Raw genomic sequence first — 14,885 nt, 5'->3', positions numbered from 1 at the left:
AATCATGGAACAGGTTTATATTTTTGATGGAATACGCACCCCGATCGGACGTTATGCCGGTGGACTGAGCAGTATCCGTAGCGATGATCTGGCTGCTTTGCCAATTCAGTATCTGAAAGATCAGTATCCTGCATTGCCATGGGCTGAACTGGATGAAGTGATCCTAGGCTGTGCCAATCAGGCCGGTGAAGATAACCGTAACGTTGCGCGTATGGCTACTTTACTCGCAGGGCTGCCTGATTCTGTTCCAGCGATTACAGTGAACCGCTTATGTGCTTCAGGTCTGGATGCCATTGGACTGGCAGCCCGTGCCATCAAATCGGGTGAAGCACAATTTGTTTTGGCGGGTGGCGTAGAATCCATGAGCCGTGCGCCTTTTGTGCAGTCCAAACCTACGACTGCTTTCAGCCGTACCCCTGAAATTTATGACACCACCATTGGCTGGCGTTTTATCAACCCAAAATTCAAAGCGCAGTTTGGCGTTGACAGCATGCCGGAAACAGCCGAAAACGTCGCAGAAAAGTATCAAATTAGCCGTGAAGACCAAGACCTGTTTGCCTATCACAGCCAGCAGAAAACCGCAGTAGCCCAGCAGAAAGGTATTTTTGCCGAAGAAATTCTGCCGGTAGAGGTCAAAGGTCCGAAGAAAACCACCCTCACCATTTCCCAAGATGAGCACCCGCGTGCAGAGACTACGCTGGACAATCTGGCAGCCTTAAAAACCCCATTTCGTAAAGAAGGCGGTTCAGTCACTGCCGGCAATGCTTCGGGTGTCAATGACGGTGCAGCTTGCGTCTTGCTAGGCAATCAGCAGTTTGCCCAGCAGTATGGTTTGAGCCCGAAAGCCAAAGTGATCGGGATAGCCAGTGCCGGTGTTGAAGCCAAATATATGGGCATTGGGCCGGTGCCAGCCGTGCAGAAAGTCTTGAAGCAGACCGGACTGAGTTTGGAGCAGATGGACGTGATTGAGCTGAATGAAGCTTTTGCCTCACAGTCACTGGCAGTGATTCGTGAACTGGGTCTACAAGATAATGATTCGAGAATTAACCCGAATGGTGGTGCTATTGCCTTAGGCCATCCTTTAGGTATGAGTGGCACCCGTCTGGTGATCACGGCCATGAAAGAACTAAAACGTCGTAATGGCAAATATGCACTCTGCACCATGTGTGTTGGTGTAGGACAGGGAGTTGCACTGATTCTAGAAAATATGGATTAAGAACATCATTCAATTAATGAAATAAATCGTGGTCAGGATGACTGCGTCAGGAGTAAGAATATGAATAACAATGCAATGGAAAAAATTGAAACGGTATCGGTTGATGAATTACGCAGTGTTCAGCTTCAGCGTATGAAAAAGACCCTACAGCATGCATATCAAAACAGTCCGGTTTATAAAAAGAAATTTGATGATGCTGGTGTGCATCCGGATGATTTCAAATCACTGGAAGACCTGGCTAAATTCCCGTTTACCACCAAACAGGATTTACGCGATAACTATCCGTTTGGCATGTTCGCTGTGCCGCAGGAACAGATTGTACGTGTGCACGCATCTTCTGGCACCACCGGTCAGCCTACCGTGGTTGGTTATACCCAAAATGATATCAATACCTGGTCTGACGTGGTGGCGCGTTCTCTTCGAGCAGCCGGTTTGACCAGCAAAGATATTATTCAGGTATCTTATGGTTATGGTCTGTTTACTGGTGGTTTAGGTGCTCACTATGGCGTTGAACGTTTAGGCGCAACCGTGATCCCGATGTCAGGTGGACAGACGGAACGTCAGGCGCAGCTGATTCATGACTTTAAGCCGACTGCACTGATGGTCACCCCATCTTACTGCCTGAATATTATTGAGGCGCTTGAGAAAAAATTTGGTACAGCCAAAAACTGTTCGATTAAAACTGGCGTATTTGGTGCAGAGCCATGGAGCAATGAAATGCGCAAGGAGATTGAAGAACGCCTGGGCATTGATGCATTGGATATTTATGGTCTGTCAGAAGTCATGGGACCCGGCGTGGCGATGGAATGTCTGGAATCTAAAGATGGCCCAACCATCTGGGAAGATCATTTCTATCCTGAAATCATTCACCCTGAAACAGGTGAAGTGCTGGCAGACGGTGAGCTAGGTGAGTTGGTCTTCACTACCATTACCAAAGAAGGCATGCCGGTGATTCGTTATCGTACCCGTGACTTAACCCGTTTATTACCAGGCACGGCACGTACCATGCGCCGAATGGATAAAATTGTGGGGCGTAGTGATGACATGATGATTATCCGTGGTGTGAATGTATTCCCATCCCAGATTGAAGAGCAGATTTTACAGATCCAGCAATTAATCCCTAACTACCAAATCCATATTTGTAAACATGGACATATGGATACGTTGCATATCCGTACCGAAATGCGTAAAGATAGTAGCGATATTATGGCGCATCAGTTGGCGACTCAGCTTAAGGGCCAGATTAAAACTATGGTAGGTATTAGTGTAAGTGTGGAAGTGTTACCAGAAGGCAGTCTGCCACGCTCTGAAGGTAAGGCACAACGTGTGTTTGATATCCGCAAGTCTGCATGAAGTACTATTGGATGATAGTCAAATGGTCTATCATCCAGTTTTTAAAAGGTAAAGTTAAACGAAATGAATCCGAAATTAAAACAAATAATCGATGACTTTATTCGCAATGAAGCACTGAGCGGGACTTCATTAATCATGACCATCTTTGGTGACTGTATTTTTCACCGCGGTGGCATTATCAGTCTTGCCAGTTTAATTCAGTTAATGGACGTATTTGGTTTTAACGAGAGATCCGTTCGTACGGCCGTGTTTCGCCTGGTACAAAATGGCTGGCTGGTCTCGGAGAAAATTGGCCGCACCAGTTATTACCGAGTGACTGAAAGCAGCCGCCAGCGCTTCATTATGGCGGATCAAAAAATTTACAGTTTTACTCATCAGGAATGGAATCAGAAATGGGATCTGGTTCTGCTCAGTTCGGTTGAACTGGAAAATAAACTACTACTAAAAAAAGAACTGGAATGGCTAGGTTTTGCCAATATTGCCACCAATGTCATGGCCTATCCGGGTTGTGATCACCACAAACTGCAAAACTTGCTGTTAAATTTAAAAATGACAGAGCAGGTGGTGGTATTTAAGGCAGAAGCCTTACTGTTATGGCAAGAATCTTATCCAACCGTGAAACGCATGGTAGAGACTAATTGGCCGGTTCAGGAGTTGCATCAGCGTTATGAAAAATTCATCGGTGTGTTTAGAGAGTTCTTTCATTTAGTCGAAAATGAAGAGGAGCTCGATCCGGTACAGGCTTTTCAACTGCGAATTTTACTGATTCATCAATATCGTCGCATTTTATTAAAAGATCCAAACCTGCCATTTGAGTTATTGCCGTCCAACTGGTTATCCATTAATGCCCGAAACTTAAGCAGTAACTTGTATCAAACCGTGGTGGCTGCGGGTGAAGAATTCTTCATGGATATCGCACGAACTTCAGAAGGTTCCATGCCGCCTGTACATCCGCAGTTTTATAAACGCTTTGGTGGTTTGCGGCAGGAAGAAATTAGCTATTAAAGCAATCAGATTTTAAAGGAATAAAACGATGCCTTGTTATGCCATAGATGGTGTGATCCCTGTTGTCAGTCCTCAAGCTCATGTTCATCCGACTGCGGTGCTGATTGGTGATGTCGTGATTGAGGCCGGGGTCTATATTGGTCCTTTCGCGGCCTTAAGAGCCGATTTTGGTGGAATTCGGATTCAGAAAAATGCCAATGTTCAAGACTCATGCACCATTCATGGTTTTCCAGACAGTGTGACCTTAGTGGAAGAATATGGTCATATTGGACATGGCGCAATTTTACATGGCTGTATTATTCGCAAAAATGTGCTGGTGGGAATGAACAGTGTCATTCTAGATGAAGCAGAAATTGGCGAAAATACCATTATTGGTGCCAATAGCACGGTAAAAGCCAAAGCCAAGATTCCTGAAAATTCACTGGCACTCGGTAGTCCAGCCAAGGTGATCCGTAGCTTGGAGGCCAAAGAAATTGCATGGAAAACCAAGGGTACCGAGCAGTATATACAGCTTGCAGAACGCTGCCTTTCGTCTATGTATGAGGTTGAGCCTTTGTCAGAAGATTCAGCAGATCGACTCACTTATAAAGAATTTAATGCGGCACATGTACTGAAGGAAAATAGTTGATTTTTTCCATTGCAGCATTGTACGGGGCATAGCGAGAGGTAGATTTGGTTTAGCGATTGAATTCCACTTTCTCGCTATTTTTTAAACAACACATGTCAACATACCCTCGTTAACCTAATGGTCGTTACATGAATCGGAAATGTGAGTCGCAAATAGAAATAACAGGAAAAAAGCCCAGACCTAGTATCTGGGCTTCACATAATCCGTATTAGATTAATTTTTCTTTATTTTTTATAAAAAACTAGATAACTAAAACAGTTCACGATTTGGTTTTAATTTCCCTTTGAGTTATTAAATATTTTTGAGCCATAAACTTTTCCTCATTCTCTTTCGGCTGTGTCAAAGTCCATTGGCTATTCGCATCAAGTTCCCAGGCTCTTGTATTATCTTTTAAATAGCTGAGCAGGCCATCTTGGATAATCTGTTTTTTAATTTTTTTATTCTCAATTGGAAAACAGCTTTCAACTCTGGAGAATAAATTTCTCCCCATCCAGTCGGCACTGGCACAATATAATTTTTCTGCACCATTATGATAAAAATAATAAACACGGGTATGCTCTAAATATCTTCCAACAATGGAACGCACTGTAATATTTTCAGATAAGCCTTCAACTTGTGGTCGTAAACAGCAAATTGAACGGATAATTAAGTCAATTTTTACCCCGGCTTGTGAAGCTTGATATAAAGCCGAGATCAGTTGAGGCTCAGTTAATGCATTCACTTTAATAATAATACGCGCAGGTTGGCCTGAAAGGGCAAACTGAGTTTCCTGTTCAATATAGTGTAAAAGCTGGTCATGTAAGGTAAATGGCGCATGAAATAATTTTTTCAGTTTGGCCATTCGTCCCATACCGGTCAGCTCTTGAAAAATCTTATGCACATCTTCTGCTATATCATCATCTGTGGTGAGAAGTCCATAATCTGTATACATTTTGGCATTGCCAGCATGGTAGTTCCCTGTACCCAAATGCACGTATCGACGCAGGTTTTCACCTTCTCTACGCACGATCAAAATCATTTTTGCATGGGTTTTGTAGCCAACAATGCCGTATACCACTACAGCACCTGCTTCTTGTAAAAGATTGGCTACAATAATGTTTGATTCTTCATCAAAACGGGCACGAAGCTCAATGATTGCAGTGACTTCTTTACCATTTCGCGCTGCTTCTACCAGTGCTTGGACAATTTCAGAATCGGGACCACTTCTATATAAGGTTTGTTTTATCGCTAAAACATGCGGGTCTTTTGCTGCTTCTCTGAGTAGATTAATCACAGGCTGAAAAGAATCAAAAGGATGATGCAAAAGAACATCTTCTTTTTTTAATACATCAAAAATGAGATTCTGATTGCGTAATACCTTTGGAATAACTGGCTGAAATGGCTTGAAGTTGAGTTCTGGAATATCAAAGTCGATAAAGAAACGGGTTAAATTGACCGGGCCATTTACTCGATAAAGTTCTTGCTGGGTCAGATTAAACTGTTCCAATAAATAATTATTCAGTTTGTCTGGACACTTTTGATCGACTTCCAACCTTACCGCACGACCAAACCGGCGAGACGAAAGTTCATCTTTCAAGGCAATCGCAAGATCATCTACATCTGCTGCTAAAGTCAAATCTGCATTTCTTGTCACGCGAAATTGGTAGCAGCCTGTAGCAGTCATTCCAGGAAACAGATCATTGACATAATATTGAATCATGGCAGACAGTAAAATGTAATGTTGCTCACCTTTAGGACATAATTCATCTGGTAACCGAACAACACGAGGAAGAGATCTAGGCGCAGGAACAATGGCTAAATCTATATGACGGCCAAAAGCATCTTGACCTTCTAATGACACGATAAAATTAAGACTTTTATTGACTAAACGTGGAAAGGGGTGAGCAGGATCTAAGCTGATTGGCGTTACAACTGGCTGAATTTGTTTAAAAAAGTGATTTTTAATCCACTCGTGATGCCGTTCTAAGATGTCGTTAAACTGAATAAATCGAATGCCGTAATTTTGAAGTTCTGGCAATAATGTTTGATTTAAAATTTTGTATTGTTCTTCTACCGCACGATGTGCTGTTTCTGATATTTGTTGCAAAATTACTTCATTCGGAATGCTATCAGGAGCGCTGGTGATCAATTTAAGGTCGAGCTGCTTCATTAAGCCTGCGACTCGAATCTCAAAAAATTCATCTAAATTACTTGAAAAGATAATTAAAAACTTGAATCTCTCCAGTAAAGGATGACAGCTATCTTTTGCCTGTGCCAAAACACGTTTATGAAATTCCAGTAAGGAAAGTTCACGGTTTATATAGGTATGAGAGTTATGTAAGTTTTTTTTTGCAGCCGACATAATAAATATTGATCTTCTAACAAGCCTGATTTGACTCGGCAGGGATATTAAGAACAAATTGTGACAGAAATATTACAAGTTCACTTTTACTTAGACTAAAAGTTAAAATTAAATAATTGTAATTAAAATATATTTTATTCAGATTTTATTTTTATAAAGTGTTCTTTATGTAGACAATAAGCTGTAAATCACATGAAAGTTTTTTTGTGCGTATATTATGTCAACTTATTGAAAATAATATAAAAGAAAGAAACATTTCAAGTCAGGCATTCATGGGATATAAATTGTTTTCAAAGTTGATGAATGATCCTAAATTTGCCTCTGAAGTAGCTAATTCTGCTTTGAGTACAACAAAAAGAAAATATAGAAATAAAAATTACGTTAGATAAATATCAACTTCAATTTGGAAAACATAATTTAACTTATGTTCCCCCTGAAGTTCACTTCATAATTTTATTAATGAATAATTAGTAATGATTTTAATCATTTAGCTTAAATTAAATGCGTTTTTTTAATTTAATAACTGATGTTACGCAGTAGCCTTTTTAAAACAAGAAATTTCTGCATAGGCTGCTTTTAAAGAGTTCAGATATATTTTTGCTTTCAGAGCAAAATGATTCATCTTATGATGGATCTTTAATTGCTCTAACTTCAGTACACTGCAAATTGATAAGAACAAATGATTACTTTGAGTTCTTACTGTTCGAGTTGGAGATTTTGAAATGCATGCATTCGATTTCAGTGATTTATGATAAACCTCGATATTCCATCGTTTTTGATAAATACGGGTAATATCATTTCCATCTAAAGACAAATCACTGCAAACTAGATCCAATGAGCTTGTACTTCCATCTTTGTTTGTAAAAACTTGGCGACAAATGAGGACTTCATGAGAATATCCTTTGAGCCAACCACGTACAATTTCACCATCTTTTAAGCCAATTTCTCTTACTTGTTGGAAACGAACCATTTCTTTTATCTTTTTCACTTAATGCGATCAGCCGATTACTCTTTAATGCACTAATAAAATGCTTCCTTTTCTTGCGAATCAAATCGAATGTTTCTTTTGAACTATACCAACTATCAAATAAAACATATTTAAATTTCACAGTATTGGCAATCATTTGCATAAACATTTGATGCAGCATTTCATTTTTGCTGACCATACTTTCGCGCTTAATTTGACGAGTATGGAGATCACAGTAAGAGATAGGCTTTTTCACAATGTGAAAGCTTAAGGGGAGTGAAATATCATTGTGATGATAGATCAAATTGAGCAAATTAATGCCTTTGACTGAACGGCCTTTACTATGGTCAAAGTGATAACAAATGATTTCGTTTTCATCAGTCCATTGTTTTTCAATGATAGTGTCATCAAAAATTAAAACCCCATCCTCTTCTGACTCGATAGACCTGAGTGTAGGTTTTACGAGTTTCCATAAATCTTTATCAGTAAAGGATTGGCTAGACAAAAAACGGGTAACCTGATCATGACTTACATGACCATCAAGCATTCTTGATAATTGGGTTGCTGTTGTCTGCTCAGTTGAACAAATCAGGTAGTCTGTATAGAGGTCTAATAAATCTTTATTCATGCTACGAATTATAAGACTTTTTCAATCGAGTGCGTAACATCAGTTAATAAGTTCATGAACTTACTATGAGAAGTAATAGTTTTTAGGATTGAGAGGGTTGCAAGGGTAAAAAATGGATAAATCTATGCGATTTTAGACTTTAAGTTTCAGATTTTATTAAATTTCAAGTCTGAGTTAACCTGCCACCATCTCAGCAATAATAGTGGCGAAAACCTATAGTTCATCTATTTTTGGTTTGGGATAAGGTGGAAAGAATAATTTTTAATCCTGTAGGCTGATTCTGTTCACATCTAAGTTCGTAACCATATTGACCTAGCATCATTTTGACTAAAGACAATCCTAGGCCATGGCCTTTTTGCTGTGCTGATTTACGCCAAAAGCGTTGCCCTAAATACTGAATATCATCTTTATTTAAAGTTGTGCCATTATCCTGAATGATCAAAATATTGTCATGCATGGCAATCTTAACGTTATCAGCATCGGCATGTAGAAGGGTATTTTCTAGAATATTCTTTACAATGGTATAGAGTACAAATTCAGGTAAAGGCAGATGACCTAGGCTTTGCCAATCAACCTGAAGCTTAGTTTTCGCTTCAGGGTATTGCATCTGTAAATCGTATAGTACTTTTTCCACTACTAGTTTTAGTTCGACCGACTCCGCCAAATGTTCAAGTGCTTGATCGGTATTGGACAGCATCAGCAGTTGTTCAAGTAATTCAGAATAGCGAAGAATACTCTTATTGGCTTGATCTAAACTATGTTTTAGTTTCGGACCGCCATCTGCTTGTGCCATGAGCTGTGCCAATTGCACATGAGTTTTAATGGCAGTCAGCGGACTACGCAATTCATGGGCAGCATAGGCACTAAAGACTTTTTCATTTTCCAGACTTTGATGCAGTTTATGCACCAAGCGTTTGGAGTTTTGTGCAAAAGGTTGTACCTCAGAGGGCATGGTTTTCGCATCTAAAGTTTTTAAATATTTGGTAGCATCATTCACTGATAAATTCGGCTGACTTAAATAGGCCGAGATCTCATCTAAAGCTTTAAACTCTCGACGAATAATCAGAATAATTAAGCCAATACACAGCAACAAAGATAAGATCAGTGGAATTAAGACCGATTGCAAAATCTGTTTGAGCAATGATTCACGTAGGAACATCCGCTCCGCGGCCACCACTTGAATATCATCCCGACGTAAGACATAACTCCGCCACTCTATTTCACCTTGATGCCATGTGCTAAAACCAACTGCTTGTTGACTTAAGTTTTTAGGTGCACCACGCGTTTTAGCGACCACATGCTGTCCCACACTCACATCCGAGCTAAACAATGACACTTCACAGGCAATCAGTTGTTCTTGATCTGTGGAATGAAGCTGTTGGGCTAGAGCATACTCATCCAAACTTTGCATCGGCAATTGTTGAATCAGGCGAGCCACCATTTGTGCCGAAGCCAATAAACGCTGATCTAAAGTATCTTGCAGGCGTTTTTGTAAGTTGATATACAGCCAGACAAAAACCAAACTCCATAAACAGATCATCACTGCCAATAGACTGCTGACCAAGCGCCACTTTAAGCTGTTCGGTTTGTGCATCGGTATTACTCGGGCACTTTAAACATGTAGCCAACGCCACGCACAGTCTGGATATAGTCTGCACCGAGTTTTTGGCGTAAATGGTAAATATGCACATTCAGTGCATTGCTTTCGATACTGTCTTGAAAGCCATATAACTTATCAAGCAAGACTTCATTTTTTAGCACTTGATTGGGATGGCTCATTAAGGTTTCAAGCAGGCTGTACTCTCGGCGTGATAGCTGAATGACTTGAGCTTGATAGCTGACTTCTTGCGTGTCTTTATTGAGTTGTAAGCCTTCAAATTGAATGACATTGGATGAAAATCCACGATGGCGACGGGTTAAAGCATGAATCCGTGCGATCAGTTCATCGAGTTCAAAGGGCTTGGTCAAATAATCATCTGCACCTAAGTTTAATGCTTCAACACATTGTTGGGTCTGTAAGCGAGCGGTCAACACCAGGACAGGGGTATGAATTTGATCACTACGCCATTTTTTCAGTAAGTCCAAACCATCTTGGTCGGGCAGTCCTAAATCGAGTAGGCACAAATCTACCGCACTGTGGCGAACAAAATAATCAGCATCACGGGCGTTACTGACATGCTCCACCGAAATATTTAAAAAATCCAATGAGGCGCAAATACTTTCGGCAATATACGGATCATCTTCGACCAAAACGACAAACATAGCAGTTTCCTATCATTATGGCTCTATTTTATAAATGATTTATCTTATTAATGCTCTCTTAATTTTAGTTTTCCCATAATAGGCACATTCATATTGATGATAATAATTAGGATCATGATGCGCACTTGGTTATCTGGACTCTGTGGGGTACTGACAGCATTGGCGGTGCAAAGTGCATCGGCTGAGTTTTTACCGCCTGATCAAGCCTTTGGTTTTCAGGCGGTGTCTACCCCTCAAGACAAAGCCACCCTGACATGGAAAATTGCCAATGGTTATTATCTGTACCATGATCAGCTTAAAGTGATGGAGGGTGGAAAAACGCTGTCTTTAACACTGCCAAGCCCACAACAAAAAGATGATCCGAATTTTGGCATGACCGAAGTGCATTATGGGCAGGTACAAACTGCCGTACCGATGCAACCGAATCAAAGTTATAAAATTGAATGGCAGGGCTGTGCCGAAAGTGGCTTATGTTATCCCGTTCAGCGCACCACCATTCACACTGATGCTGATGGATTATTACCTGCAAGTAATATTATAGGACAAGGCCTAGCCCAAAAGAAATTATTAGATTCAGTGGCATCGACTTCGCTGTTGAATGCACCTGTGGAAGATCAGCCAAAGAAAGCCGAGGTGGTTACTGCTGAAACCAAAACGAACAAAGCGGAAGCTGAAAATAACGAGAGCGCTTTAATTACTTCATCTGAAACGACTGTGTTGACTGAGCTCAATGAAGCGAGTGCACCACAGGTACAAGATGCTTTGATCACGCAAGCAAGTTCAGAGCCGAATAATACAATCACTACAACAGTGCCAAATAATCAAAGCGATTGGAATAACGATCAATACTTTTTTAATTTGCTCTCGACGGAAAATATCGCCCTCAATCTTATGATCTTTCTAGGTTTAGGTGTACTCCTCGCATTTTTACCGTGTTCTTTACCACTGATTCCGATTTTATCGAGCATTTTGGTACAACGTCATCGTGGTTACCGTGCAGGCATTATTGCAGGTGTATTCGTGTTGGGTATGGCCTTGGTCTATGCCTTAATGGGCTTGGCAGTGGCAGGGCTTGGTTATAACTTCCAGCGTTGGTTGCAAAGTCCACTGTTTATTGGGCTATTTGCAGTGATGTTTGTGGTGTTTGCGCTCAATTTGTTTGGTGCATTCCAATTTTCTTTACCACAAGGACTGTTACAGCGTTTAGACCAATGGCAACAACGTCAAAAAGGCGGAACGCTGTTGGGCTCGTTTATTATGGGGATAATCTCGGCGCTTATTGTGGGGCCATGTATGAGTGCACCACTGGCAGGGGCTTTACTCTTTGTAGCTCAATTGCCTGATCCGTGGATGGGGTCGAGCTACTTATTTGTACTGGGTGTGGGTGTGGGTTTACCACTGTTAATTGCCTGTGTATTTGGTGCGCAATATTTACCGAAACCTGGGGTATGGATGGATCGTCTGAAATTCACCTTTGGTTTTGTCATGCTGTTGTTAGCGGTGTATTTCTTACGTCCACTGTTACCAAGTGTTTGGTATTTGCTATTAATGGCAAGCTTGTTCCTTGCGATGAGTGTCTACGTCTTAGTGAAAATGCGACCGTATGCCACCCAACGTTTCAGTCAAGTCTTACTCATTTTGCTCAGCCTAGGTACGGTATTTTTCGCAGGAAGTTATGCACTACAAGCATGGTCGCAATTGAATACCGCACAAGCCTCAGAGCTACTCACATGGCAGAAGGTACGTAACGAAACTGAACTCAAGCAAACACTCGCTGAGGTGCAAGGGCAAGCGGTGTTGATTGATGTGTATGCCGATTGGTGCGTGGCCTGTCAGCCGATTGAAAAAGAGGTGATTCCACGTGCCGATGTACAAGCAGGTTTGGCTAATGTTGCCCTAATTAAATTTGATTTGACCGAATATGAGCCGAGTCAGGATGTGGTATTAAAAGAATGGCAAATCTTAGGGCCACCAACCATGATTTTCTTAAATGCACAACATCAAGAACAGCGTGAAATCCGTTTAACAGGCACCTTTAGTGCTGCGCAACTGATCGCACGTTTACCCCAACAAGGAACAGCACCATGATTTCAAGTGAAGCATTACATATTGGACCATTGATGTTGCCGGGGGGATTGTTGATCTTACTACTGGCATTGCTGATCACTGTAATGATTGGGCGTAAAGTGGGACAGCAGGCACATTGGTCACAGGAAATTCAACAAAATTTTCAAGATTCGATATGGAGCAGTGTTTGGGTCGGTTTAATTGGCGCGCGTCTAGTTTTTATCTGCTTGAACTTTGAGTCTTATATGGCATCGCCAATAGATATCCTAAAAATCCAAGACAAAGGTTTTAGTCTGATTGGTGGTGTAGTCTTCGGTGCGGCATGGTTATGGTGGAAAAATCCTGCCATTGCTGCGAAAGCCAAAGCGAGCTTTCTCGTTATGTTTGCGGTTTTGTTAGGGACAGGATTTATCACCCAACATGTTCTGCAAAAAGAAACCCATCATCCAGCTTTAAGTTTTGAATCCCTAAAGAGTACAGGTCAAGTTCAGCCGGCTCTTGTGTCAATGCAACAATTTCAAGGACAGCCAACGGTCGTCAATTTATGGGCAAGTTGGTGTCCTCCGTGTCATCGTGAAATGCCTATATTACAGCGTGCTCACGATCAGCATCCTGATATTCATTTTGTCATGTTGAATCAAGGTGAAGATGTCGACACGGTACGAGCTTATCTCTCTAAAAATCAATTCAGTTTTAAACATGTAATGCTCGATACTCAGGGTGAAATGCCGCAAGCAGTAAACAGTTTTGGCTTACCGACCACCTTATTTTTTAATGCACAAGGGGAGTTAATCGAGCGCCATCAAGGCGAACTCAGTCAGGCCATGTTGCAACAATATCTAAATAAAATTAACCCATAAATTGATTATAGGATTTTAGTCATGAATACAATATTTAAAGCGAGTGTACTACTCGGAACTATGCTGACGGTGGCATGTGGTGTGAATGCCGATCCAAATACGATTAAAAAGCAACTGGAAAAAGATGGCTTTGAGTTTGTTAAACAAATTCCTTCACCTGAAGGTTTAACGGGTTGGGTGGGGCATGAAGATCAGTATTCCAATACGGTATTTATCTCCAATGATGACAAATATTATATCAAGGGCGAACTGTTTGATGCGCAAGGGAAAAGCCTTTCCAATGAGCAGATTGAAAAGCATATGAAAAAAGCGGTATTGGACGATGTCTGGAAAACCCTGGAAAAATCGACCTGGATCCAGGATGGTAAGCCAGATGCACCACGTGTGGTCTATGTCTTTTCCGATCCGAATTGTCCATATTGCTATAAATTCTGGCACGCGGCTCGGCCTTGGGTAGAATCAGGCAAGGTACAGCTGCGTCATATTCAGGTTGGTGTGATCCGTGAAGAAAGCCGTGGCCAGGTGGCAACATTGTTAATGTCGAAAGATCCAGCGGCAGTTTTTAACGATATGAACAAGAATAAAGGCAAAAAGCAGCTCAAGAAAATGGAAAAGATTCCTGCAGAAATTGCTGCCAAAATTGATGCCAACCAGGCCCTGATGGGGAAATACGGCTTTTTCTCCACACCGTCGATGGCTTGGCGTGACAGCAAAGGTAACTTCCAATCGGCACAAGGCATGCCAGGGGATTTAAAAGAAATCTTTGAAAAATAATGATTATACTCACTCACAAAGCCAACACAAAAACAGTGTGTAGATAATGCTAAGGTGTTGATGATCAACTCCTAACAAGGAGGATGAATGTCAAATTTACAAGATCCACGTGTTTTGTTTGCCTTAGAGCGTACTGCACTGGCATGGAACCGTAGTGGTTTGGCACTCATTGCCTTTGGCTTTGTGATTGAAAAATCGAATTTATTGGTGCAGTTGGTTAATCCCGAGCAATATCACAACAAAATTGTCTATGCTCAGTGGCTTGGGATTGCAGTCATTGTATTTGGTATGTTGGTGAACGTAGGTTCTATCCTACAATACCGACATGGACTTCGTTCATTAATGGAACAGGAATTTATAGAAGGTTATCAGACTCAACATCCAGTCTGGCTGAATTTATTTACCATGCTGACGGGAATTTTGCTAATCATCTCGTTTTGGCTTAATTAGGCCGTTCAAGCAAGGTTGAGAGGCGTACTTATTCCTGACAGTACAGTTGATATAAAGTTTGCATAATACCGAGTACTTTAGGGTCAGCCAGTTGGTAAAAAATTTACTTACCTTCACGACGTGTCGAGACAATTTTATTGTTACGTAACACGGTCAGTTGCTGTGAAAGGGTCGGTTGATGAATGTCAGTACAATCTTCAATTTGCTGGATATTTAACTCGCAATTGATCAACACACATAAAAATAAAATCAGAAATGTAGGGAGATACCATTACATTTTGTATTGATTGTAAAAGTGGTAAGTGGACTGCTCCTATTATTCTAGACACGAGAC

The 14,885-nt window shown here is 41.1% G+C and carries 11 protein-coding genes and 3 pseudogenes; 9 read left to right on the top strand and 5 right to left on the bottom strand.

All coding sequences use genetic code 11. The features are described 5' to 3' along the window. The first annotated feature begins 4 nt into the window (after positions 1 to 4). The 4 genes from pcaF to B9T23_RS14185 all read left to right on the top strand — a co-directional run bounded on the left by pcaF (position 5) and on the right by B9T23_RS14185 (position 4,202). On the top strand, positions 5 to 1,216 hold the full coding sequence (gene pcaF, locus B9T23_RS14200) for a 3-oxoadipyl-CoA thiolase (protein WP_067723097.1): 1,212 nt from the start codon (positions 5 to 7) through the stop codon (positions 1,214 to 1,216). Between the two features lie 60 nt (positions 1,217 to 1,276). After that, a complete protein-coding gene (paaK, locus tag B9T23_RS14195; RefSeq protein WP_067723095.1) occupies positions 1,277 to 2,569 on the top strand; it encodes a phenylacetate--CoA ligase PaaK in 1,293 nt (430 codons plus the stop codon). 63 nt (positions 2,570 to 2,632) lie between these two features. After that, positions 2,633 to 3,574 (top strand): phenylacetic acid degradation operon negative regulatory protein PaaX, encoded by a 942-nt coding sequence (gene paaX / locus B9T23_RS14190; RefSeq protein WP_067723093.1) that lies wholly within the window; start codon positions 2,633 to 2,635, stop codon positions 3,572 to 3,574. Between the two features lie 28 nt (positions 3,575 to 3,602). Continuing rightward, positions 3,603 to 4,202 carry a DapH/DapD/GlmU-related protein gene (locus B9T23_RS14185; RefSeq protein WP_067723092.1) on the top strand — a complete coding sequence of 200 codons (600 nt, stop codon included), beginning with the start codon at positions 3,603 to 3,605 and terminating at the stop codon, positions 4,200 to 4,202. A gap of 259 nt (positions 4,203 to 4,461) precedes the next feature. Here B9T23_RS14185 and ppk1 read toward each other — a convergent pair whose 3' ends face one another. After that, a complete protein-coding gene (ppk1, locus tag B9T23_RS14180) occupies positions 4,462 to 6,543 on the bottom strand; it encodes a polyphosphate kinase 1 (protein ID WP_086194569.1) in 2,082 nt (693 codons plus the stop codon). A 176-nt stretch (positions 6,544 to 6,719) separates the two neighbouring features. Between ppk1 and B9T23_RS17055 the strand changes: the two are divergent. Further along, positions 6,720 to 7,014 (top strand): annotated as a pseudogene (locus tag B9T23_RS17055) (hypothetical protein). 58 nt (positions 7,015 to 7,072) lie between these two features. Here the strand turns inward: B9T23_RS17055 and B9T23_RS14170 are convergent. The 3 genes and pseudogenes from B9T23_RS14170 to B9T23_RS14160 all read right to left on the bottom strand — a co-directional run bounded on the left by B9T23_RS14170 (position 7,073) and on the right by B9T23_RS14160 (position 10,400). Next, positions 7,073 to 8,138 (bottom strand): annotated as a pseudogene (locus B9T23_RS14170) (IS701 family transposase). A gap of 220 nt (positions 8,139 to 8,358) precedes the next feature. After that, positions 8,359 to 9,732, bottom strand: coding sequence for an ATP-binding protein (locus tag B9T23_RS14165; protein WP_067723090.1), 1,374 nt, complete (start codon positions 9,730 to 9,732; stop codon positions 8,359 to 8,361). 5 nt (positions 9,733 to 9,737) lie between these two features. Further along, complete coding sequence (locus B9T23_RS14160) at positions 9,738 to 10,400, bottom strand: response regulator transcription factor (protein WP_067723089.1); 663 nt, start codon at positions 10,398 to 10,400, stop codon at positions 9,738 to 9,740. Between the two features lie 117 nt (positions 10,401 to 10,517). Here B9T23_RS14160 and dsbD point away from each other — a divergent pair, with 117 nt between their 5' ends. The 4 genes from dsbD (at position 10,518) to B9T23_RS14140 (ending at position 14,551) form a co-directional block, all read left to right on the top strand. Further along, the gene (dsbD, locus tag B9T23_RS14155) at positions 10,518 to 12,488 is read left to right on the top strand and encodes a protein-disulfide reductase DsbD (RefSeq protein ID WP_067723087.1); all 1,971 of its coding nucleotides are present in this window, start codon (positions 10,518 to 10,520) and stop codon (positions 12,486 to 12,488) included. A gap of 83 nt (positions 12,489 to 12,571) precedes the next feature. Then, positions 12,572 to 13,327 carry a prolipoprotein diacylglyceryl transferase family protein gene (locus tag B9T23_RS14150; RefSeq protein ID WP_407640432.1) on the top strand — a complete coding sequence of 252 codons (756 nt, stop codon included), beginning with the start codon at positions 12,572 to 12,574 and terminating at the stop codon, positions 13,325 to 13,327. Positions 13,328 to 13,348: 21 nt separating this feature from the next. After that, positions 13,349 to 14,101, top strand: a complete 753-nt coding sequence (gene dsbG / locus B9T23_RS14145; protein ID WP_067723080.1) for a thiol:disulfide interchange protein DsbG — start codon at positions 13,349 to 13,351, stop codon at positions 14,099 to 14,101. An 87-nt stretch (positions 14,102 to 14,188) separates the two neighbouring features. Continuing rightward, positions 14,189 to 14,551 carry a YidH family protein gene (locus B9T23_RS14140; RefSeq protein WP_067723078.1) on the top strand — a complete coding sequence of 121 codons (363 nt, stop codon included), beginning with the start codon at positions 14,189 to 14,191 and terminating at the stop codon, positions 14,549 to 14,551. Positions 14,552 to 14,579: 28 nt separating this feature from the next. On the opposite strand, the pseudogene B9T23_RS14135 reads toward B9T23_RS14140, so the two are convergent. Continuing rightward, a pseudogene (locus tag B9T23_RS14135) lies at positions 14,580 to 14,792 on the bottom strand (metalloregulator ArsR/SmtB family transcription factor); the annotation flags it as partial. Between the last annotated feature and the right edge of the window lie 93 nt (positions 14,793 to 14,885).

It is taken from the genome of Acinetobacter terrae (assembly GCF_002135195.1).
GTDB classification, from domain to species: Bacteria; Pseudomonadota; Gammaproteobacteria; order Pseudomonadales; family Moraxellaceae; genus Acinetobacter; species Acinetobacter terrae.
This window is presented reverse-complemented; position numbering and strand designations above follow the sequence as displayed.